Consider the following 22,710-nt stretch of genomic DNA (forward strand, 5'->3'; position numbering starts at 1 on the left):
GTTCACCAGCGTCTCAGGCTGACGGCCGCGTGGGGCCGGGGAACGTCAGCACGAACGACGCGCCCGCGCGACGGTCGCGCTCGAGGGTGATATCGCCGCCGTGCGCCAGCATCACGCGTTTGCAGATGCTCAGCCCGAGCCCGTAGCCGCCGGTGTTCTTCGAGCGCGAGCGATCCACGCGATAAAATGGCTCGAACACCCGCTCGGCTTCGGTCACCGGAATTCCCGGACCGTCGTCGGTCACGCGCACGATCACCCGTTCGTCCTGCTGCATCGCGAGCACCTCGACCGGCCGGCTGTCCGGCCGCGAATATTTCACGGCGTTCTCGATCAGGTTGCGGATCACCGTCCGCATTTTTTCGGCATCGATGTCGACGCACAGCTCCGGCACGGAGATGAACACCTGCACGCCGGGCGCGACGCCGCGATACGGCTCGGCCGCGGCGCGCAGCAAGGGCACGAGATCCTGCCGGGTCTTCTGCAACCCGCTTCCGCTGCGCAGCCGCTCCAGTTCGAGCAACTCCGCGATCATCCGTTCCATCTCGCGCACATCCGCCGCCATCCCGGCGCGCTGCTTGTTTTCCGGCAGCAATTCCAACGCCACCCGCAGTCGCGTGAGCGGCGAGCGCAACTCGTGGCTCACATCGAGCAACAGTTGTTCGCGGGCATCGATCATCCCCCGCACCCGGCCCACCATCCGATTGAACGCCTCGGTCAAACGGCCGAACTCGTCACCCGTCGCGCTGGCGAGCGCCACGTCGAGTTCGCCCGCACTCAGCCGGTTTACGGCTTCGTTCAGCCGGCGCAGCGGCGCGAGCAGCCATTTCAGCGCCAGATACGCCACGACCACGACGAGCACAATCGTCACGAGCACCATCGTAATCGCGAGTGAGTGCAGCTCGCTCAGCCCGCGGCGCGGCCCCCACGTAAACAGATAGGCGCCGCCGTCCGGCGCGGCGACGAGATGATAGTGGAAGCGCGGAAAACCCGACGGTCGTTCGCCCATGCGGGCCTGCTGCAACCGCGCCGCGTCGATCGTGGGCAGCGCCTCATTCGTGGTCCAATTGCCCGCGGGCCCGGCATAGCGCGTTTGCAGGTTGAGCTGCTGCCGCAATCGCTGCGCGGTCGCGAAGTCCAGCGAGGTGGCCGCGAGCCGCGTCGTGTAGTCCTCGAGCACCTGATCGAAGCTGCCATGCACGCTTGGCCCGAGCACCAGCCAGAACAGCCCGCTGACCAACAGCAGCAGGACCGCCGCGAGCGTGACCATGATCACGACGAGCTTGGTGAAAACCGAGCGATGCGAGCGACGCCAGCGCGTCGCCGGCCCTTGCGCGGTGGAGTCCGCCGTCCCCGGCGGGCGGGTTTGCTTCTGCCGCGCGGCAAGCCCGCCCGGGACAGCGGTCTCCACCTTGTTCCGCGTCTCACTCACGGCCGCCTCCGATAAAACTATATCCGACTCCGCGCACCGTTCGGATAAAGGTCGGCCGTTTCGGATCATCGCCGAGTTTCTGCCGCAGCCGGCTCACCAAAATGTCGATCGAGCGGTCGTAAGCGTCCCAGTCGATCCCGCGCGTGCCGTCGAGGATCCGATCGCGGCTCATCACCCGGCCGCGGTTCCGCGCCAGATAGCCCAGCAGCTCGAACTCCGCCGTGGTAAGCTCCAACTCGCGCTGCGCCAGCCGGACCGAGCGCGTGGTCCAGTTCACCTCCAGCGCGCCGAGCCGGAGCGCCTCGGCGTCATCGCGCGTGCCACGCCGCAGCACGGCCTGGATGCGCGCGACGAGCTCGCGCGGCTCAAACGGCTTGGGCAGATAGTCGTCGGCGCCCATCTCGAGTCCCACGATCCGGTCCGTCACGTCGCCGCGGGCGGTGAGCATGATGATCGGGATCCGGCTGTCCGCGCGCACTTCACGGCAGACCGCGAGCCCGTCGGTGTCCGGCAGCATGACGTCAAGAATCACGAGATCCGGCGGATCCGCCTTGAGCGCGCGGAGCCCGTCGCGTGGGTGCGCCGCGGCTCGGACCGTAAAGCCGAACCGCCTGAGATACTCGGTGAGCAGCGCGGTCAGCCGCTCGTCATCATCGATGATCAGGACGCGCGTCGGGTCGGGACGGCGTTTGGCGCTGCGGGGTGAGGAAGGCGTCATCGCGTTAACAAGGCTTCGATCGGCGGGATCCGCGCCGCGTTGCGGGCAGGCAGCGCGCCGAAGCCAAGCCCGATGCTCACCGCCATCGCCAGCGATGTCACGATCGACGTTGTCGGGATGCCCATCGGCCAGCTCGTGCCGAGTGCGACCACGAGCGCCGCAGCTCCGCCCACCGCCGCGCCCGCGAGCCAGCCCGCCACCGCCAGCGCTGCGGACTCGATCAGGAACTGGATCAGGATGTCGCGCGGTTGTGCGCCGACGGCGATCCGCAGCCCGATCTCGCTCGTGCGTTCCCGGACCGACAGCAGCATCAACCCGAGAATGCCGCTGCCGCCGACACCGAGGGCGATGGCCGCGAGTCCGCCGGCGTAGCGGCTCAGCGCCGCGATCAGCTCCTGCTGCAGCACGCGCGTTTTCGCCATGTTCTGAATCGCGAAATCGTCGGGTTGCGATGCGTCGCGCCGATGACGATCACGCAGCAAGGCCTGAAGTTCGGTCGCCGCTTCGTCCATCTGCTCGGGAACGGCCACGCTGACGTAGATCGCCGTGAGCCACGTCGTGTTGAACATCCGGCGCAGGGCCGTCCGCAGCGGTACGACGATCAGATTATCCTGATCGGCGCCGTCGACGGTTGCGCCCTTGGCCCGTAGAACGCCGATGATCTCGAACGGCACGCCCGCGATCCGGATTTCGCCGCCCAGCAGCAACACGCCGTGACCCAACTCGTCTGCGACGCGCGCGCCCAGCACCGCGACGCGCCGGGCCGCGCGCTCATCCTCATCCGCGATGAACCGGCCGGCCGCGAGCTGATAGCCGCGGATTGACTGGTAAGCCGGCGTCGTGCCGCGGACCGTCGTGCGCATGGCGATCGCTCCCACTTTCGCCCGCATCGCACGGTCCACCGACGGCGCCACCGCGGCGATCAATGGGAGTCGGGCGAACGCGGCGTAATCCTCGAGATCGAGCGTGGTGGCGAGCCCGGCGATCTGCGGACGCGACACCAGGCGCTTCACCGGCACCGGTTTGATGATGAGAAGATTCGTGCCGGTCCGCTCGATCGTCGTGCGCATCTGCTGCTCCGCGCCGGCGCCGATCGCCCGCGACACGATCACCGCTGCGACGCCGACGGCCACACCGGACAGCGCCAGCAACGCGCGCATCCGGTGCGTCACCAGCGGACGCAACGAAGACGAGAAGCGCCGGCGCAGCTTCATCGCAACGCGTCCGCCGGCAGCAGCCGGGCCGCGCGGCGCGCCGGCAGCACGCCCGCGAGCAGCCCGGTGGCCGTTGACAGCAGCAGCCCCAGCGCGATCGCGAGCCACGGGAAGGGACTCTCGAGCTTGAGGTGATCCGCCACGATCTGGCCGACGACGAGTCCGAGCACGATGCCGGCGACGCCCCCACCGAGCACCGTCACGGTGGTCTCGATCAGGAACTGCCGGCTGATATCGCGCGGCTGGGCTCCGACCGCCCGGCGCAGTCCGATTTCCGCGACCCGGGCGTTCACCGCACCGAGCATCAACGTGGCCGCGACCAAGCCGCCGACGAGCAGCACGACACTGGCCGCCAGGGGCAAGTAGAGCGACACGACACGCCGCATCATGGCCATCATCCGCTGCACTTCGATCGGGGTGAGCAGATTGAAATCGTCGGGCTGGCCGGCCGCGAGTCCGTGCCGTGCGCGCAGCTGCTGCGTGACGTCTTTCGCCGTACTCGCGACGTGGGTGCCGTCCTTCACCAGCAGCTTGGCGGCAAGGATCGTGTCGACGTTGGCGAGCCGGCGCATGAACGTCGTGATCGGAATCACCACCTCGTTGTCGCGATCCATCCCGTGCAGATCGGTGCCAAACCGCTCGAGCACGCCAACGACGGTGAATGGCGCTGACTCAATCTGAATTTCGGCACCGATCGGGTCCTGGTTATTAAATACATCTCGAATCACCGTCTCGCCCACGAGCGCGACGCGATCGGAACGCTTCACGGCCGCGGCATCGAAATGCACGCCCCGCGTCACGCGGCGCGACCAGACTTGCTCCGCGCGCTCCGACGCTCCCAGCACGCGCACCGTGCTCGCCGCGGCGCCACGGCGCACCGAAGCGTAGAGCACCTGCTGGGGATCCCACGCAACGACGTCCGGAACGCCCCGCGCGACCGCGTCGATGTCGTCGAGCGTCAGTCGCGCGGCGCCCGGCCGCGGACCGCCCATGAGCTGGTGACCGCCGGTGATGACGAGGATCGAAGAGTCGCCGAAGATCTGCCGCACCGTGCTGAGCATCTTCGCGCGCGCGCCCTGGCCGACGGAGAGCACGAACGTCAACGCCGCGGCGCCGATCAGGCTCGAGAGCATGATGAACCCGCTGCGCAATGGATAACGCGCCAGCGCCCGCACACTGTGAAGAATGAGCCGCGTGTTCATCGCTGTTCCTCCTCCGCCGCCGGTTCGGTTGTAGGCCGCTTCGGTGGTGAGGCGGGTGGGTTGGTTCTCGCTGGCCTCGCTGAGGCCGGTGCCGGGTCAGCGACCCGGCCTACAGCTGAAAGCGACCCGGGGTCGGCGACCCGGGCGACACTGTCGGATGCCAGCCGGCCGCGCTCGAGGCGCACCACCCGCTGCGCCCGCGCCGCGGTTGCGGGATCGTGCGTGACGAGCACGATCGTGCGGCCAGCGCGATTCAGCGCCACGAAAAGATCGAGGATCTCACGGGCGGAATCGGCATCGAGGTTGCCAGTCGGCTCGTCGGCGAGAAGCAACTCGGGCTCGTTCACCAGCGCGCGGGCGATCGCGACGCGCTGCTGTTGTCCGCCCGACAGCTCCGACGGCGTGTGCTCGATCCGGTCCGCCAGTCCAACCGCCTCGAGCGCCCGCCGGGCCAGGCCGTCGGTTGACGCGCGCTCTGAATAGAGCAGCGGCAGTTCGACATTCTCCAGCGCCGTGGTCCGCGGCAGCAGGTGAAAGGCCTGAAACACAAACCCCACGTGCTGGTTTCGGAATCGCGCCTGCGCCGCCACATCGAGATCCGCCACGTCATGGCCGTCGAACCGGTAAGTCCCGCGCTCGGGCCGGTCGAGTAGTCCGAGGATGTTCATCAGCGTCGATTTGCCCGAACCCGACGCGCCGATGATCGCGACGAGTTCGCCGCGGGTGATGCGGAGTGAAAAGTCCGCGAGAGCCGCGACGCTCTCGCCCGTCGGCCGGGTGTAGGTGCGGTGAATTCCTGTCAGTTCGATCATGATCCTGGTTCTCCTTTCAAAGGGATGTCGCCCACGAGCACCTCGTCGCCGTCGCGCAGTCCGCTCGTGATTTCCCACGCCGCAGGATCGCGAGCCCCCACGCTGATCCAGCGCCGCGCGACCGCCCCGCCCTCGCGCACCAGCACGTAAGCACGGCCATTCTCCGAGCGCACGGCACCGGCCGGCAGGCTCGGCACAGCCGCATGGAGCTCGATCGCGATCCGGACGGTCGTGGTCATCTCGGGCCGGAGCACGCGGTCGCGCGGCTGCTCGAACCGGACGACGGTGATGTAGTTCACCACGTTGTCCCGAATCTCGGCCTTGGGATAGATGGCGGTGACAACGCCCTCGAATTCCTCCTCGCCGTAGGTATCGACGGTGAACCGCGCCGGCTGGCCGAGCTCGATCCGTCCGATGTCGGTCTCGTCGACATAGGCCCAGACCTCGAGTCGCGTGAGGTCGATCAGCGTCACGAATGTTGGCGCCGAGAAACTGGCGGCGACCGTCTCGCCTTCCTGCGTCGCCACGGACGCCACCACACCGCCGATCGGCGCGGTGATCCGCGCGTAATCGAGCTGCGTCGTCGCATACGTCAGGTTCGCGCGCGCGACCGCCACCTGCTGCGCCGCGACCACCGCGGCGCGTTCCGCCAGATCGAGTTCGCTCGCCGTAATGACACCGGACCGGCCGAGCTCGCGCCGGCGCTGCCACTCGCTCTCGGCGAAGCGCAACTCGGCCAGCGCACGCTGCAGCTCGGCCGCGCTCTGCTCCCGGCGCGCCGCGAGATCGCGGTCGTCGATCTCGGCGAGCAATTCGCCGGGCTTGACTGCGTCGCCCACCCTCACGTGCAGCCGGTTGACAACGCCCGACGTGCGCGAGCCGACCCGGACCTCCGCGCCGACGCGCGGTTTGATGACGCCGGTGGCCTTCACGACCGTGCCCACATCCCGGCGGCTGACATGAACGGTCTCCACAGTCGCATCCGCCGCGGCAGTGCGCGGCCACCACGCGTGCGCGCCAAGCCCTGCCGCGATCGCCACGCCCGCGATGACGAGCACCTTGAGCGCCGGTCTTTTCAAGGCTCCGACCCTCCGGCGCGAGCAAACGGTTCGTTGTCCATGCGCCGCTTATCTCACGCGGAGGTCTCCGCACTGCGTCGCGATTGTAACGAAGTGTAACCATGATCGTCCCCGGACGGCCCTGCCCCGGTGCGGCCCGATGGACGGATTGCTGGCTTAAATTGAGCCACCGCACGGTCGACTGCCCGCGATCCATCATGAAACGCCACTCGCACATCGCTTTGCCGCTCCTGTTGGAGAGTTGAAGCGAAACCCGTAGTGTGCCGGACACGTTCGCCTCCCGCACATCATTCTGCGTCACCGACGCCACGACGGGGTCGCGCCCGTGCCGTCGATTTGAAATCCCGCGGGCCCGGGCGACACTCGCGGCATGCCCGATCGCGCCGAATTCCTTGCCCGCACATTGATCGCCCGGTTGGTCAGCCTGCAGGAGAGCCGCGCCGAAGACGGCCGCAGCGCACCTGATCGCGCCGAGCGGATCGCCACCCTCGAAAAGGTGCTGGTCGTCGAGTTGGGCCTGACGGATAGCAGCACCTTGTCGCTGATCGAAGCCGCCGTGCCGGACCTCGCGCTGGCCCAGCACGACTCTGGCCGCGAACTCGCCGCGTTCGCGGAGTTCCTGCGGCGACGACTGGGCGCCCAACTTTCCGAGCCCGGGCGGCCGTGATCGATTGATTTGCAGCTGCCGAAACGGCGACTCGCGCGGGACGGAGGCCTAGCCCTGCGCTGATCCGGACCGGCGCGGCAAGATGAGCGCCGTCACCACACCCAGCCCGGCGAGCAGCACGAGCGTGAACACCACGCTGAGCCGGTGCAGCCGGCCCAGTTCCAACCTGAGCGTCAGCGGCGCCGCGCCGTCGACCTGCAGGCTGCGGGTGAACGTCAGTACCCGGCCGCGTTCCGGCAGCGTGACATCGATCGCCGCCGGCGCCGGCTCCGCGGCCAGTTGCTGTTCCACCAGCCGCGCCGCGATGCCGCGCAGCGCGGTGTTCTCCTCGACGGTGTTGCCCATCAGCATTTGTTCGACCTGTTGGGGATCGAAGTTGACCCGGCCCTGCATGAACGGGTTCAGGTTCGCCGCCTGCTCGAGCTGCTCGTTGCGAGCGCTGTCGGCGCGATTGTCGAGATACAGGCGCTGCCGGCGCGTGTTCAGTCCGAGCACCGCCTGCTGGGTCTTCAACTCGCGCAACTGCACGCGCGCGTCCTCGTTCGCCGCCTGATCGAGCGCACTGTTCTTCGCGGCGCGACTCAGCACTTCGGCGGCCTGTTGCTGCTCGCCTCGCTGCACCAGCCCGCTCGCCTGCTCGAACAACTCCGCCGCTTTCCGGGCCTCGGCCGAATGCGTCGAACTGACCAGCGCCTGATACTGATCGATCCCAAACAGGCCCGCCGCCCGGCTTTCGCGCAGTCGCAGGTTGCCCGCGTAGTCCTCCATCCGGTAGCCCGGCGGGAGCACGATCCGCCACCGCACGTTCTCCAACGGCACGCTCAGGCTTGGCCCGGTCAGCGCGATCCGCCGCGCCGTCTGACCTGGCGTGGAATAAACCAGGCGCACCGTCGCCGAATGATCGGCGGCGGAATTGGGAAACACGTGGAACAGGCACTCGTCGCCCTCGCGGACCACCGAGACGCTTTCCGCATTCACGAACGTGTTGAAGAGCCGCGCCTGGGTCGGGAGTTTGATCCGCAACGTGCTCTTTTCGACCACGTCCATGTTCAACTCGACGGCCGTGAGCGAGGCGCCCTCGGGCGAAAACAGCGTGGTCAACTGCCCGCCCGTCACGCGCAGCTTCAGCGCCTGGGCGACATCGTGCCGGCGCACCGCCAGTCCGAGCGCGCCTTCCGGTTCCGCAACCCGGTAGCACAGCACCGGCACGGTGCGATCGCTCGGGTTCTGCAGCTCCCCGGGCACCGCGCTCCAATCCGTCCGCTGCCAGCCGCGCGGCAGTTCGGTCGCCTCGAGTTCCACCCGGCCGCCGCTGCGCACGGCGACAAACAACGTGCTCTGCCGGGCGGCCGAGAAGACCGGCGTCGGGATCGTCGCGCGCGCTTCGTCGTTGCCCGCGACACCTTGGAATTCGATCTGCACGTCCGTCTCGCCGGCCATTCCGCGCTGAAACACGACGTCCCACGTGTCGCTCTCGCCGGCGACCTTGACGAAGTCGCTCACGGCCGCGCCACTCCCGCGGACGGTGCGAACCTGGTCGGCGCTGAGACCCGGCAGGCGCACGCGCAGATGCTTGAGCGCCGCGTTTTCGATCCGATAGCGCGCGGCGATTCGCGTCAGCGTCTGCCCCTCGCGGACGGTGACTTCCTGCAAGGCCTGCACGGTGACCCACGGCTCCAGCGTCTCGATCCCAACCCGCAGGGCCCAGTCCTCCTGCAGCAAGCGGAAAGCGAGCGTTCCCGGTTGCACGCCGCCGATCGACCGGGGATCGAGTTGCGTGGCGTTGTCGCGGTCGACCGCGCGCAGCCGAATTCCTTTTCCCGGCACCAGCAGCAATTCACCCGTGTGCCGCGTGGCCTCGCGCAGTTGCACGTGTGGGACCGGCCACGCTTCCTGAGCGGCCGGCGCCGCGCCCGCGAGTGACAGGTTGAAGCGCTGCTCGCCCATCGTGCGGCCGTTCAAGTGCAGCGTAACAATCCGCTGGTTCGCCTCCGTCGTTTCGGTCCAGTGGTTCAGCGCCGGACCGCTCAACGCTTCCACCTCTAACCCGGCCGGCAGAGCGAAACTCAGCCGGAACAATCCGACTCGCGTGATCGCCACGTTCAGATCCAGCGCGGCCACGAGTCGGTCATCGTCGAGCGTGAACAACTGCCGGCTGGTGACCCGGATCTCCGCAGCCACCGGCGCCACGCGCAAGGCGATCCGGCCGGCGTCCTGGCCATAGCGCCAGGCCTGTTGCACCGTCGCGAGCGGTTGGCCATCGCGATCGCGGGGCACGAGCGTGGCATCAAAGTCCTCCAGATTGATCGCGGAAAGCCCCTCGCTGCGGACACCCTCGGGCTGCGCGTCGCCGCCAAAGCCGAGTGCCAGCATTCCCACTTCGCCGGCCGCGCCCAGGACGCGGACGGGCTCCAGCCCGAGCTCCTGCGGCAGCGCCCCGGTGCCGAGTTGCATCTCCAGCTGAAAACTGAAGGCGGCGGTCTGGACCGGCTCGATGGCGACGCGCAGCCGGCGACTCGCCGGATCGAACCGCCACGCGCCCAGCGGTCCGCCCGTCACGTCGCCCACCGTGAAACCAGCCGGCACGCTCAACTCGACCTCGCGCACGCGGCCCTGCGCCGGCCGCACGGTCACGCGCACGACTCCGTTCACCACGCCCGGCGCCGGCAGGTAGAGGTTCGCGACTTCCGCGAAAAACTGCGTGGCCTCGGTCGCGAGATCGCGCTGCCGCGGCTGCAGCTGAATCTCTGCCTCGGTCCCCGGCGTAAGGGTGAGCGTGGCCCCGCTGTGATTCTCCGCCAGCCCGGCGGCAGGCATCACTTGAACCGCGTGCGCTGAAGCGAATTCCCAACCCGGCTGATCGAGATCCACCGTAATCCGTTGCAGTGCCGCCGGGCCGGTCGGCACGGCCACCGCGCGAGCCTCGCCGGCCAGCGCCATTTCGAATCGCGCGTGCGCCGACCACGTCCCGTCGCGGTCCAGCACGATCAGATACACGTCCTCGTCGCCCCGCGTGACCTTGTTCACGCGCAGGGCCTCGCCCCGAAACTCGGTCATCACCGCCGGCGGATGCAGCAGGACGAAGCTGTCGCCCGCCGCGCCGCGCACCGTCACGTCCAGTTCAGCGAACAGCCGTTGCTCCCGGATCGACCACGTCTGCACGATCGACTGTGCCGCGGGCGTGCGACTTTCGCTCGCCTCCAGCGAAGCCGGGACCTCCTGCGCGCGGGCGCTCGGCGCAGCGCCGAAGCCGGCTCCGCTCAACAGGAGGAGCAGCAAGGCCACCGTAGCGGTTCCCGCCGTGGCCGCACTCTGCGTGCGCCCAGCCTGCCACGCGCGGAGCAGCCGCATGCTTCCCGGCATGACGAACATCAACACCAGCCCGACCGCCAACATGGCGAAGAACACCGGCGCGCCGAGCCGCTGCGCCAACACCCCACCGGCGAAGATCACCACGCCGGCGACCGTCACCACCGCCCTTCGGCGCCAGCGTCCGACCGCCGCTGCGACCAATCCCACCACCAGCGCGACGACCCCCCAGCCCGAGAGCATCGCGCGCCACGGCGCGACGTTCGCCAGTTGCACCATCACGGCCTCGCTCGTGGGCATCATCGTCGTTGCGTAGCTCAACTCCACGAGGTTCGGTCGCCGATCCGCCAGCGCGTGCAGCGCCAGGAACAGCGCCAGCACCGTGGCAATCGCACAGGTCGCCACCCCGCTGGCCAGCCGCGGCGTCTCGGTGCCCCGCAGCAGGAGTCCGCCGAGGGCGACGAGCGCCAGCAACACGCCGACGGCCTTGCGGCCGCGCGCCGCGATCCACTCAAACCCGCTCTCCGTGAGCACCGGCTGCTCCAGCGCGACGTTGCTCGACTCGGGCACGAGCAGCCGCTCGGCATCGCCGCGAACCGTCCATTCATCGATGATCACCGGCACGCCCAGGCTCGGGGCGACGAGTCGCACCCGCGAACCGGCGTTCGCCGGCTGGCCGAGCCGCAGGGCAACTTCGACCGGAATGCTCGGATTGGCCCGCGCCGGCAGTGGCACGACAATCCGGTCACCATCGCTGCGCGCCGTCACGACCTCGCGATCGACGCGCACTTCCCACAGCCGGACGCCCGCGGGCAGCCCGACGCGCAGCGCCTGGCGCCCGCGCGTCTTCACGAAAAATCGTGCTTCCGTGACCACCTCGCCCTCGCGCGAGATCTGGCTCGCGAGCTTTGCGTAGTCGACGACCTGCTCAACCGTCTCGGCCGGCGCATACCATTCGACGTTCATTTCGAGCGCGAACGGCCGCGCCGTGTATTGGTAAACCGCCAGTGACGGCGAACTCGTGAGCAGTCGGAATTCCGCCGGCAGCTCCAGCGGCTCCAGTTTCAGTAGTCCGCCGTCCGCGCGGGTCACCGTGTGCTTGATCTGCAGCGGGCTGACCACCTGCACAAACCCGCGCTCGCTTTGCACGCCAATCGGCCGCAGCTCGCCCGGACGGATGACTCCACCCCGCGCGCTCATCGGCTGCTCGAACGTGACCAGCAGCGTGGCCGCACCGAGCACGGGTTGATGCAAGGTCACGATCACCTCGTTGCCCTCACGCCGCCAGTCCCGCCGCACGTCCTGGCCCACGATCTCCAGGTTGCCGACGGATTCCGGCACCTCGATGCGCCATTCCGCCGCAGGCGCGCCGATCACGAAATAGTTGAACAACACGCTGCCGTAAACGACGCCCTCCTTCAGCGAATACAGATGGAAAACATCCGTCTGCACGCTCTGCCCGAGTTGCTCGAGTCGCACGGTCGCGGCCCATTCGGGTTCGCGCAATCGCCAGGCCTGCTGCAAACCCGGCCGCTGCCGTGGAAAGAAACTCAGCGGCACTTCCGCGAGCTGCTCCGTGCCCAACGGCACCATCCGATAGCCCGGCACCGCGACGGCGCCTACGTGCCCCCGCACCGACTTTGCGTCAGGAAACCTGAGCGGCGGGAGCCGCCATTCGCCGGCGCCGGCCGGCTGGTTCTTCTCCAGCCGGAGCTGCAGCAGCTGCCGCCCCTCGACCGCCCGCGCAAACAGAACCTTCAGCTTCCGCTGCCCATCGTGCGCCTCCGACTCGAGCGCGTGGTCCGTCACCTCATTGCCGGCGATCGACACCACGGCATAGCCATCGGGAATCAACAACGACCATTCCCGCAGCGGCGCCTCGCGCACGTCCAGTTCCAGCTCGGCGTTGATCACCCGATCCGTGTCGGTGAGCTCGTAGGTCACGAGCTGCGACACGCTCACCTCCGCTTGGACCTGATTCGCGACCACGCGATAGCCGTAGCTCGCCGCGGGAAACCGATACACGAACACCTGACGCGCGCCTTCCTCGACGCCCGCCCCCGGGAATTGCGTCGGCGCGAGCTGCATCATGCCCGTCGCGTCGACGACCTCGAGTCGCACCGCGCCGTTGTTCGCGATCCGCACGAACCCCGAGTGCCGCACCGTGCCGGTCGGCGTGAGCCGCACCGGTTCCGCCCGGACGGGAAACGGCCCGAGCGCCGACTGGCTGCGCACGACCAGGGTGCCCTCACCCTCCAACGGGCGGCTGAGCCGCACCTCGAGCAGCCGCGAACTCTCGTCGGACGGGCGGACGTTCCAGCCCACGACATTCTCGCCCATCACGCCCAGGATCTCGCCTGGTCCATCGAGCCGCAGCTGCACGTCCGCCAATTTCCCCTGCAACACCCGCAGCGTCACCTGCGACTCCTGCCGCAGCAGCCCCGCGCCAACGCGCACTTCCGTCTGCTCGAGGCTGGTGAACGCAAGCACGCCTTCCGCCGCTTTCCGCGCGTGCTTCCAAGCGACGTCCGCGACACCACTGGCGGGCAGGAAGCCCTGCCACCCTCCGGCCGTCGCGCTCGGCACCACTTCAGCGTCCTCCTGAAACTCCACACCGTCCGGCAGCCCCTCGAGCCGCAGCGGCACCACCGCCCCTGCCGGCATCTGAAACGCGAGTTTCCGCCAATCGCCGGTTTCGGTCACCGCCGCGGTGAAACCCAGATCCACCGGCCACGCGCCTTCACGATCGCCCACCAGCTCATACCAAAAGTGTTCGTCGTCCCGCGCCAGCTCGACGTGCCAGCCATCGCCGGCGACCTTGTCCGCCAACGCCGCCATTCCCGCCAGCATGCGCAACCGCACGCCGGCTTTCTGCACCCGTAACTGGCCGCGCAGCCGGAACTCCACGCTCCGCGTCGGCTCGTTCACCCGCCCGGCAATCTGTGCGCCCACCATTTCGGCCGGCGCCAAAGCCGAACCGCGGGGCGTAAGTCGCACCTCGATGCTTCCGTCGCCCGTCGATGAGAACAGCTGCGGTCCGTGCGCCGCGCCGGACTCGCCCACGGACACCACGCCCACGGCCGAGGTCACGCGCAGATCAACCGAGCTGTCGGGCTCCAATCGCACGTTCGACGCAAACCCCACGGCTTCGCCCGGCGTGACGAGGAGCACGCGACTCGTGCCGGGCACCGGCGGCTTCCGTAGCCGTGTGTGCACCACGAGCCGCAAGTCTCGCGGCGCCGCGAGCGCCGGATGCACATCCAGAAACCTGCGATTCGCCGGCTCGGCCCGGTTCCGACCGGTTTCGGCGACAACCGCGGTTCGCACCGCCCAGTCCCGCAAGCCGGCGCCGGCCACGTCCACGATCTCGCCATCGCCCGAAAGCCCGAGCGAAAGAACGTCAGGCCGGCCTTGGACAACCTGCAGTCGCAGCTGCACCTCGCCGGTGACTTCGGAATCTGTCAGCCGAATGACATGATCCGCCGATGCAGAAAAAAAGAGCCGCGGCTCCGGCGGGACACCTTGAGCCTCGATGACGATGTGACCGCCCTCGGGCAGGAGCGCGCCCGAGATGTTCGCCCGGTCCGCCTTAGTCGGGGCGCCGGTCGCCGGGCCCGCAGCAAACGCTGCCGCCCCGAGCAAAACACCCAACCAGCCGCTTCCGCGGCGCGTGATGGTGGTCGTTTTCATGATATTCTTTTGAAGCCGAAGAAACCGGTGGGGCAGGTGGAGCGCGTTGCGCTCACCCGCCTCGCAGCCGCCGCCCGAGATTCCAGCCGCACGGGATGCAGCCGCACGCCGCAGGAATCCAGTCGCCGTGTCGTGCGCCGTGCGCAGCTGGATGCGATGTCATCTTCACTCTCCCGCACGGCGGCGGAGTTGGTCGAACATCGCGATCAACTGCTGCACGCGGAGGTTTTGGCCGTAATGTCCGCGCAGTCGATTGACGACCCCGGCGAGTTCGTTGAGGTGAATCTGCCCCGCGGCCTCGCCTCCGCGCAGCTTCTCCGCGACCAGTGCCGCCACACCCGCCAGCTGGAGCGACGGGCTCGCGCGCTCGAACGCGGGCGCGCGGGGTTCATGCAGCATCGTCCAAGAGCGTTCGATCATCGCGCCGGTGGCCGGGTCGCGGAACCGGGCAAACACGTCGCCCAGCTCGCCCTCGCCCTGCGGGAGCACTTCCACCTGATACAGCGCGACCGCCGACTCCTCGGCCGCGAGTTCGGCGGCGTCGACCTGATCGTTACGAAAATCCTGTTCGCGCAATCGGTGCTGTTCGAACCCGATCAGCCGGTAGCTGGCCACCCGCGCGGGATTGAATCGCACCTGAACCTTGATGTTCTCCGCCGCGGGCCGGAAGGCGCCGGCCAGCTGCCGGGCAAAGCCCGCGTCCGCGTTTTCCGGCGCATCGAGCACATAGTAGCGGCCGTCGCCCTTGCGGGTGAGCGCTTCGAGCACCGCATCATCCAGTCCATCGGTGCCCACGCCGCACGCGTCGAACGCGATGCCTTGCTGCCGCAGCGTTTCGATTCGCGTGGCGAGCTGCGCGGGATCGGCATTGCCGAGATTCGCCGCGCCATCGGTGATCAACACGATCCGGTTCTGCGCCGCGGCGTTGTGGTGACGGCGCGCCAGCTCACCTGCGAGACTGAGCGCGGCCTCGAGGTTGGTGCCGCCGGTGAACGGCGTCGTGCTGGCCAGATCGACCAGCTGTCGCGCCTGATCGCCCGCCAAGGATTCGGCGAGCAGCCGCGGCTGCCGCGCAAACCCGATCAGCGTCACCCGATCGTCCGGCGTCAGCAGCGAGGCGAGCACCCCGAGCGCCGCCCGGACGGACGTGGCGCGATCCGTGCGTTCCATCGAACCCGATGTATCGAGCAGAACCGTCAGGTTCAGCGGCTGACCCGCGCCGCGACCCGCCGCCGGAACCTTCATCGCGATGCGGACGAGGTTGCGCTGTTGCAGCAACGGATGCGCGGCCTGCTCGATCCGGCAGGCAATCTTGTCCGCGCTCGCCGGCGTGGGATCACCGTAGTCGAACGCATTGTAGAACTCCTCCGGCCGGATCCGCTGCGGATCAGGCATTTCCCCGCGAGCCAGGGCGGCCTGGGCGAGTTGGAACGAGACATCGCTCACGTGCAGCGAGAACGTCGACACCGGCTCTTTCGCTGTGCTCACCTCGGCCTGGGGGGCGTCCAGACCGGTCGCTGGCCGGACCGCGATCATCCGCTCCGACAACTCCGCATCCACTCCGACCGCAGACGCGTCGGCCCGCGCCGTGGCCGCGACGGGCGCCGCGGCCGCCAGGGTTTTGGCGCCGCTCGACAGAAATCCGTCGTTCCGATCAAAGGTGACCGTCTTCGCCGCCTTCTGCCGCGCGAGGCGGTTGACGTCCTTCGTGAAATCGGGGATCGCCGGTTTGCCGCCGAGAGCGGCACCGGGCGATCGGAGGTTCGGACGGACGCGCGCACCAGCCAGTGTCGACGACGCGGCATATCCCCCGAGCGGCTCGCCTTTGACTTCAAAAGGTGAAAGCACCACGGGCTTGTCGCTAAAGCTCAGCTCCGGAGCCGCGGCCGCCCACTCCTTGCCAGCGTCGGCAGGGGCAGTGCTGTCGGCCGAAGTAACGCTTGCCGGACTCGCGCTTCGAGCGCCGCGAGCTCCCGTCGTGCGCGAAGCGCCCACGTCCTTCAGGAAATCAGGTGTCGCGAAGGAGAGTTCCGAACCGAGATCGCGCACCGCAGCCCGCGGCGGCGCGAAGGCCGCGACGCCCTTGCCCAATCCGACCGGTCGAGGTGAGGGACTCGTCACGCCGCCCACGACTCCAAAATGCCTCGGCACGCTGATCGCCAGCTCCGATGCCGCAGGCGGAGCGCTGAAATACGCCATGCCGGGGGCATCGCCCTCGCTCGGCTCCTCGGCGACCAGCGCCGGCATCTGCATGAGGTGCACCGCGCTCTCGCGCGTCTTTGTCTCGCGTTCTTCCCGCGCCTTGGCCAGCCGTTGGTTGTTGGACGAGTGCATCGTCATGAGCACCATCGCCACGAGCGTGATGCACGCCGCGAGTCCGTAGGAGCGAATCCACTGGAGTCGCCGCTTGCGTCGCGCCGCCGCCAATTCCAGCAACACTGCAGGGGCCGGCCCCGGCTCGGCTGCTTTCGCTGCGGTGGCCCCGATCGTCTGCAGAATCTTCGCCCGTCGTTCCGGCGCAAGCTTGAGCGGTGCCGGCTCGCGCCGGACCGCCTCCCCGACCAGCCCGTGCACCGCTTCGATCCGCCGCTTGAAAATCCCAATCTCCGGCTTCTCGCCAATCAGCCGATCCAGCTCCGCCGCCTCGAAGGCCGAGGACTCACCCAGCACCGCGGCGACGACGCGGGCCTCCAACTCCGGCTCGATGTAAGTCTGCAAATCTGGTTTGTGGTCGTCTTGATTCATCGGTGCTCCAGAGGCCTACCTCCGGCTCCCTTCTATGCCCGCACGACGCAACGCGTCCGCGAGGCCTTTCAGCAGGTGGTGCAGTCGATATCCGACATTGCCGACGCTCAGTCCCGTTTGGCGGCTGATGTCGCCGTATTTCAGGTTATCGTGGTATTTCAGCTGGATCAGTCTCCGGTCCTCCTCACTGAACTCAGCCAAAAGCAGCCGCACCATTCCGACCGCCTCCATCTGGCCCAGGATCTCAGGAGCGAGATCGCCGTCCGCGACTTGGGTGGCTTCGTCCAACTCGGTCTCGCGCGCATGGTCACGAAGGTGGTTGAGCGCGAGATTGCGCAGGCTGCGATACAACCAACCGCGGGGATTCTCGACCTCGTCCCATACTTGGTGCAGCCGCAGAAACGTCTCTTGCACGAGTTCCTCGGCGACGGTCCGGCGGCCGACCAGGCCGATCGCGAATCGGAGCAGCCCGCTTTCCTCCGTTTCAAACAATCCGGCCAGGGTCGGCTTTTCGTGTGGCCGCGCTGCCGCCGGAGGAGCGTTGGTAATCATTTTCGTTGCTGGCGGCAGCGCGGCACTCTGAAAGGCCAGGGGTTCCATGAAGAGGCGTCAGAAATGCGGATCCACTGATACAGACACACTTCGCCGGAAATCCTTAGAAACTTCGATCGGATTTTTTTCAGGAACAGCCGTCCTGTCGGCCGCACGCTGCGGCACCCACCATTGACTGTGACAGGCGCAACCGAGGAGAATCCCGGTCATGCCCCAACCGCCTTGCTGCCGTTCTCCACGTATGCAGCAACGTCCGCCTCTCGCCTGGTTCGCGTGGGGTTTCCTGCTCACGCTCGCGCCGCTCTTGCGCGCCGATGGGCTGACGGGCCCGTTTTTCTGGACCTCGACTGCGCCGCTGATCGCGCCGGTCGCCGATGCGACGCATCCGATCGTCTCGATGAAAGATCCGACCGTGGTCTACCACGGCGGCAAATGGCACGTCTACGCCACCACGGCCGATACGAGCGGCAACTGGAGCATGACTTATCTGAGTTTCCGCACGTGGGCGGAAGCGTCGGCCGCGCGGCCGTATTATCTCGATCAAAACCCCAATCTGCGCGGCTACCATTGCGCGCCGCAGGTCTTCTATTTCCGACCGCAGCAGAAGTGGTATCTCATCTACCAGTCGCAGCACCCGACCTACTCCACCGCCGACGATCTCTCGAAACCTGAGACCTGGACCGCGCCGCAGTCGTTCTTCAACGGCACGCCATCGACCGTCGTGCAGGGCTGGATCGATTACTGGATCATCTGCGACGACACGCACGCCTACCTGTTCTTCTCGGACGACTACGGCCGGTTTTATCGTAGTCGCACGCGGGTCGAGAACTTCCCGCGCGGGTTCGAGGATCCGGTCGTCGTGATGCAGGACGCGAATCGGTTCAATCTCTTCGAGGGCGGCTGCGTTTACCGGCTGAAAGGGCTCAACCAATATCTCTGCCTCATCGAGTGCATCGGCGGGCCCACCGGCAAACGCTACTTCCGCGCGTTCACCGCCGACCGACTCGACGGCACGTGGACGCCGCTCGCGCAGGCGAATTCCTGGGACACGCCTTTCGCCGGTCCGATGAACGTCACCGCCGACGACGGCCGCACGCTCTGGAGCGTCGATATCAGCCACGGCGAACTGCTGCGCGACAGCAATGACGAGACGATGACGCTCGATCCGTCGCGTCTCTATTTTCTCTATCAAGGTCGCCGCGAGCTCACGCCGGACCCGAGCTACTCCCAACTGCCCTACCAGCTCGCGCTTCTGCAATCCGACCGAGCCACTCGCGCGGCCGACTCGCCACCCGGCGCGGTGCTCAGCGTAACCGCGCCGCAAAACACCACCGCCGCGATCGGCGGCAGCGCGACGTTCTCCGTAACGGCGACCGGCACCGGCTCGCTGGTCTATCAATGGCAACGCAACGGCGCCGATCTCCCCGGCGCGACCGGCCCGTCACTCGCGCTCCCGAACGTGCAGTCTGCCAATGCGGGGCTCTACACCGTTGTCGTTTCGAACGGTGTCGAGTCCCTCGTCAGCGCGCCTGCGTCGCTGCACGTGACGCTCGCCGGCCGGGTCGTCGGCACCGCGGTGGAGTTTCGTTCGGATGTTCACCATCCCAACGGCAACATCTATGACCAGATGCTGCTCACAGGAGCGGCCGCAAGCGTCACCGCCGATCCCGGACAGATCGTCCGCACTTCGTACATCGACACCGATGACGACATCGTGCAGGTGGAATTCTCCGGCGCGGGCACGCTGTCACTGACGCTCGACAGCGCTTCGGCGCCGGCACGTCCGACAAAATACAACCAGGCGATCGACTACGTGAAGGGCCACGCGGCTATCGTGGTCACGGGCGCCAACGAGACCACGCATCTGTCGGTGTTCAGCGTGGGCCGCGCCACGGCGGTCGACCAATCGCTGTTCCGCGACGACGTGAACTATGATGGATTCGCGGACCTCGCCTACGTCACGATCGCGAGTGCGAACGGTCGCTTCGGCGGGCTACGCGCAGGAAACGCAGGTTTCCGCGCGGCGAAGGGACTCACGGGAATCTACGCGCCGGGCGTGCAGTTCGACGGACCGGTTTACGTGCACGACATCACCGCGTTCGACTCAGCCGCCCCCGTGCTCCAACTCGGCGGCGCGAGCGACGTGCGGATCACCGGCGGCAATCTCGCGCAGGACAACGGCCGCGCGGTGGCGGTAAGCGGCGTGGACCGACTGCAGTTCACCGCTGGAAGCAATTCGCACGGCGCGCTGCTGTCGCAGCAACCCAACCGCAGCCGGCTCGAGCGCCACGGACTCGATGTCACCGGGCTGATCGCGACGGCCGCGTGGGATTTCGCCCCGCAACCGATGACGCCGCTGTCGATGGACGACATCACGATCTACGCCATGAGCCAGTCGGTTCACAACGAGACCGACCCGCAGCTGCTCGAGCTGCGGCCGGACATCAGCTTCCGGACCTGGATGCGCTGGAAGCGCTACGGCATCGACCCACCGGAATACGCCTTCCCCTACATCGCCGACGCACACGCCGCCGGCATTCGCGTGCTCGGCGGCACGACGGCGACCGTCGTGTTCCGCGAGGAGTTCACGGCGGAGGAATTCGAGCAGATTGTCACGCGCGACGCCGAGGGGAATCTCGTCCCGCACGACAACGTCGAAGCCGGTGCGCACCGCGCCAGCCTCGCGAATCCCGCCTATCGCGCCTACCTCGAGGCCCTCTGCCGGCACCAGATCGACGGCGGAGTCGACGGGCTGTTTTTCGACGAGGTCAACCACGGCTACGATGGCGCGACCTACGACAACAACGAAGGCTTCGACGACTACCATCTCGCCGACTTCAACGCTTACCTGCTCGCGAAATATCCGCGCGGCACCGACTTCGCGGCGCGGTTCCAGATGACGGCGGACAATCTCCTGCGCCACGATCTGCCACCCGGCGATCTGCGGCGAAATTTCAACTACCGCCGCTATCTCGCGCAGCACGGGTGGTCGCGCACACCGCTGACCTCTGCGAACCCGCTGGCCGCCGAGTGGGGTCATCCCTACGACGACCAGCCCGAGCCCGGCGCACGCACCTTCGTCAGTACCGCCGAGCCCTATCGATATTTCGGCGAGATGGTCCGCAACCTGAAAACCTACGCGTGGGAGAAATATCAGCGGCCGCTGCTGGTCACGGCGAATGGGATACTGCCGAAAGTGGATTTCCAGAGCGTCGGGCTCTGGAACAGCAACCGGTTTGGCGACAACGGCACCGAGGCCGAGTGGGTCCCCGTGATCGACGGCCACCTGAATGGTCGCGCCTCGCTGCAGAGTGTGTTCCGGCGGTTCCGCGCGCGCTCCGAGCTGCTCGCGCCCGGTGCGCCCGTGGTGGTGTTCCTCGACTGGCCCACGGCGACACTCAACCGCTACACCGCGCTGCCGCAGTCCGAGCGCGAGGATTTTTGGCGAATCTACGCTGCCGAAGCCTACGCGAACGGAATCTTTTTCGCCTTTCACCTTAAAACCACGACGGGTGAACCGACGGCGTCGGCGCAAGGCATGATGCCGTTTTTCAAAACCTACGCGGCGTTCTACCGCGCGCACGCCGACCTGTATCACCACCTCACGGCGTGGCCGTCGGAGTCGCAGATCGTGGTGGCGCAGGCGCAGATCATGACCGCTACCTGGCAGCAGTCGGAACCGCGCCGGCTGCTCGTGCATTTGGTGAACCACGATTACGACCGCGGGCTCAAACCGCGCAGCAACGTCACGATCACGCTGCCGCTGGCAAGCCCACCGCGCGCGGTCCGTGAAGCCTCGCCGGATCTGTCGCAGGACCGCGCGCTCAGCTACAGCCACGCCGACGGCAAGCTCACCGTCACGCTGCCGCAATTGACCGCCTACTCCGTGGTGATCGTCGACTACTGACCGTTTTCCCGCGAGTCATGTCGCAGGCCAGATCCGTTGGCCCCGCGCGGCTCGACGGCCCGCCGTTGTGCTTGCGCCCCATGCGTCCACCTGTGCTTGGCGCGGGGGACAAGTCGTTGACGGAAGCGGTTGGCGGGCCTGCGATAGTGGCAATTGGTTCCGGCGGAGTTCCACTTCGCTGGGGATCGTCTTGGATCTTTCTCCGCTTCATGAATGCGAAAAACGTCAGGCTTCGTCCTCTCCGCGCAGCCGCATACGCTCTGCTCGCCGTGGCCGTCATTGGCGGCGGCTGGGTCCTCTGGCGATCGGTGCCGTTCGATCTGCCAAGCTATGCAACCTGGGCCGGTCTCGTGGTCGCTCTGGTGGCCATCGTGTCGTTGCTAAAGCCGCAGCGCTGGCTGGGGATCGCCACGCGCGGTCGCGCTGCGATCTTGCTGCTCGTCGGCGTCGCCCTCACCACCACGGCCGCGCTGTGGCCATCCTCGCTGCACCGCTCCGCCCGGGAAAAGCACCGCATCGACGATTTCCTGCCCGAGTATAACTTCGCCGAGTATCACGAGGCGCGCACCCGCGCTCCGATCGACCGTGTGATCGAGGCCACGCGAAACGTTTCCGTGGCCGACATGCCGACGGCCCGGCTGCTGATGACCATCCGGCGGATGGCCGGTGGCCATCTCTCCGTTCCTCCCGCCGATTCCAAACCGTGGATCAACGACGTGAGGGACCAGAAGACAGGTTTCATGGTTCTCGAGGAGAGCGAACGTGATTCGGTCTTCGCGCTCCCTCTGGGCACCAAGGCTTCCGGATTGCCGCACCCGGTGCGTTGTTCGCCGGCGGAGTTCGCCGGATTCACGGGTCCCGGCAAGGTTCGGGTCGTCTTCGATGTGCGGGTTGCGCAGGAGGACGACGGGCTCGTCCGCGTCACGACCGAGACGCGGATCCTCGCCGACGATCCGGAGACACGACGGGCCTTCGCCTGCTACTGGCGGTTCATCTACCCCGGCAGCGCGATCATCCGCCGCGTCTGGCTCGACGCCATGATCGCCCGCGCCGAGCGCGCAACGCCGTCGGAAACGTGATCTCAACCCGATCTGCGCCCGCCCCCGCCGGCATTTTCCGCCGGCCGCCGGGTTGAGCCAGCTGCGGCTGGCCGCGCGATCCAGTGTGCGTGTGCTGCTCGGCGACCTCGCCCGGCTGGCCGTCTCAGCAGACGGCGAAGAATTGAAACGCGAACTGGTTCCTGGAATGGACGGGCTGCGTCCACCGGATCGGAGTCGACGCTGGCAGCTCGCCCCGATTCTCGAGTTCGATCCCCATTTCCACCGCGTCCACGAAATCGACGCTTGGATCGATGGCCCCCTCCTGCCCGCCTGAGTCAGAGCGCGG

13 protein-coding genes are annotated in these 22,710 nt (G+C 67.6%); 4 read left to right on the forward strand and 9 right to left on the reverse strand.

Going from position 1 to position 22,710, the window contains the following annotated elements; all coding sequences use genetic code 11:
* Positions 1 to 13: 13 nt before the first annotated feature.
* The 6 genes from OTER_RS01605 to OTER_RS01630 are packed head-to-tail and all read right to left on the reverse strand — an operon-like array spanning position 14 to position 6,454.
* Positions 14 to 1,429 (reverse strand): sensor histidine kinase, encoded by a 1,416-nt coding sequence (locus OTER_RS01605; protein WP_012373145.1) that lies wholly within the window; start codon positions 1,427 to 1,429, stop codon positions 14 to 16.
* Positions 1,422 to 2,147 carry a response regulator gene (locus OTER_RS01610; RefSeq protein ID WP_012373146.1) on the reverse strand — a complete coding sequence of 242 codons (726 nt, stop codon included), beginning with the start codon at positions 2,145 to 2,147 and terminating at the stop codon, positions 1,422 to 1,424. Before OTER_RS01610 ends, OTER_RS01605 begins: the two co-directional genes overlap by 8 nt.
* Positions 2,144 to 3,361 (reverse strand): ABC transporter permease, encoded by a 1,218-nt coding sequence (locus tag OTER_RS01615; RefSeq protein ID WP_012373147.1) that lies wholly within the window; start codon positions 3,359 to 3,361, stop codon positions 2,144 to 2,146. Before OTER_RS01615 ends, OTER_RS01610 begins: the two co-directional genes overlap by 4 nt.
* Positions 3,358 to 4,563: an ABC transporter permease gene (locus tag OTER_RS01620; RefSeq protein ID WP_012373148.1), complete on the reverse strand. Its 1,206-nt coding sequence runs from the start codon at positions 4,561 to 4,563 to the stop codon at positions 3,358 to 3,360. Before OTER_RS01620 ends, OTER_RS01615 begins: the two co-directional genes overlap by 4 nt.
* Positions 4,560 to 5,375: an ABC transporter ATP-binding protein gene (locus tag OTER_RS01625; protein WP_012373149.1), complete on the reverse strand. Its 816-nt coding sequence runs from the start codon at positions 5,373 to 5,375 to the stop codon at positions 4,560 to 4,562. The genes OTER_RS01620 and OTER_RS01625 overlap by 4 nt, the downstream gene beginning before the upstream one ends.
* A complete protein-coding gene (locus OTER_RS01630) occupies positions 5,372 to 6,454 on the reverse strand; it encodes an efflux RND transporter periplasmic adaptor subunit (protein WP_052300263.1) in 1,083 nt (360 codons plus the stop codon). The genes OTER_RS01625 and OTER_RS01630 overlap by 4 nt, the downstream gene beginning before the upstream one ends.
* Positions 6,455 to 6,824: 370 nt before the next feature.
* Between OTER_RS01630 and OTER_RS01635 the strand changes: the two genes are divergently transcribed.
* The gene (locus OTER_RS01635; protein ID WP_012373151.1) at positions 6,825 to 7,121 is read left to right on the forward strand and encodes a hypothetical protein; all 297 of its coding nucleotides are present in this window, start codon (positions 6,825 to 6,827) and stop codon (positions 7,119 to 7,121) included.
* 48 nt (positions 7,122 to 7,169) lie between these two features.
* On the opposite strand, the gene OTER_RS01640 is transcribed toward OTER_RS01635, so the two are convergent.
* The 3 genes from OTER_RS01640 to OTER_RS01650 all read right to left on the reverse strand — a co-directional run bounded on the left by OTER_RS01640 (position 7,170) and on the right by OTER_RS01650 (position 17,465).
* On the reverse strand, positions 7,170 to 14,120 hold the full coding sequence (locus OTER_RS01640; RefSeq protein ID WP_012373152.1) for a LysM peptidoglycan-binding domain-containing protein: 6,951 nt from the start codon (positions 14,118 to 14,120) through the stop codon (positions 7,170 to 7,172).
* Between the two features lie 165 nt (positions 14,121 to 14,285).
* Complete coding sequence (locus OTER_RS23490) at positions 14,286 to 16,865, reverse strand: vWA domain-containing protein (protein ID WP_012373153.1); 2,580 nt, start codon at positions 16,863 to 16,865, stop codon at positions 14,286 to 14,288.
* A 15-nt stretch (positions 16,866 to 16,880) separates the two neighbouring features.
* Positions 16,881 to 17,465, reverse strand: a complete 585-nt coding sequence (locus OTER_RS01650; RefSeq protein ID WP_012373154.1) for an RNA polymerase sigma factor — start codon at positions 17,463 to 17,465, stop codon at positions 16,881 to 16,883.
* A gap of 193 nt (positions 17,466 to 17,658) precedes the next feature.
* On the opposite strand from OTER_RS01650, the gene OTER_RS26045 reads away from it, so the two are divergent.
* The 3 genes from OTER_RS26045 (at position 17,659) to OTER_RS01665 (ending at position 22,698) form a co-directional block, all read left to right on the forward strand.
* Positions 17,659 to 21,324 (forward strand): non-reducing end alpha-L-arabinofuranosidase family hydrolase, encoded by a 3,666-nt coding sequence (locus tag OTER_RS26045; RefSeq protein WP_012373155.1) that lies wholly within the window; start codon positions 17,659 to 17,661, stop codon positions 21,322 to 21,324.
* A 209-nt stretch (positions 21,325 to 21,533) separates the two neighbouring features.
* Positions 21,534 to 22,403 carry a hypothetical protein gene (locus OTER_RS23500; RefSeq protein ID WP_012373156.1) on the forward strand — a complete coding sequence of 290 codons (870 nt, stop codon included), beginning with the start codon at positions 21,534 to 21,536 and terminating at the stop codon, positions 22,401 to 22,403.
* A gap of 52 nt (positions 22,404 to 22,455) precedes the next feature.
* Entirely contained in the window at positions 22,456 to 22,698 is a 243-nt protein-coding gene (locus OTER_RS01665; RefSeq protein WP_044891473.1) for a hypothetical protein, read from the forward strand.
* The last annotated feature ends 12 nt before the right edge of the window (positions 22,699 to 22,710 follow it).

It is taken from the genome of Opitutus terrae PB90-1 (assembly GCF_000019965.1).
GTDB lineage: Bacteria > Verrucomicrobiota > Verrucomicrobiia > Opitutales > Opitutaceae > Opitutus > Opitutus terrae.

Coding starts and splice junctions, on each gene's coding strand:
- OTER_RS01610 (WP_012373146.1), bottom strand. CDS start 2,147: ATGACGCCTTCCTCACCCCGCAGCGCCAAACGCCGTCCCGACCCGACG.
- OTER_RS01615 (WP_012373147.1), bottom strand. CDS start 3,361: ATGAAGCTGCGCCGGCGCTTCTCGTCTTCGTTGCGTCCGCTGGTGACG.
- OTER_RS01620 (WP_012373148.1), bottom strand. CDS start 4,563: ATGAACACGCGGCTCATTCTTCACAGTGTGCGGGCGCTGGCGCGTTAT.
- OTER_RS01625 (WP_012373149.1), bottom strand. CDS start 5,375: ATGATCGAACTGACAGGAATTCACCGCACCTACACCCGGCCGACGGGC.
- OTER_RS01635 (WP_012373151.1), top strand. CDS start 6,825: ATGCCCGATCGCGCCGAATTCCTTGCCCGCACATTGATCGCCCGGTTG.
- OTER_RS01640 (WP_012373152.1), bottom strand. CDS start 14,120: ATGAAAACGACCACCATCACGCGCCGCGGAAGCGGCTGGTTGGGTGTT.
- OTER_RS23490 (WP_012373153.1), bottom strand. CDS start 16,865: ATGAATCAAGACGACCACAAACCAGATTTGCAGACTTACATCGAGCCG.
- OTER_RS01650 (WP_012373154.1), bottom strand. CDS start 17,465: ATGGAACCCCTGGCCTTTCAGAGTGCCGCGCTGCCGCCAGCAACGAAA.
- OTER_RS26045 (WP_012373155.1), top strand. CDS start 17,659: ATGCAGCAACGTCCGCCTCTCGCCTGGTTCGCGTGGGGTTTCCTGCTC.
- OTER_RS23500 (WP_012373156.1), top strand. CDS start 21,534: ATGAATGCGAAAAACGTCAGGCTTCGTCCTCTCCGCGCAGCCGCATAC.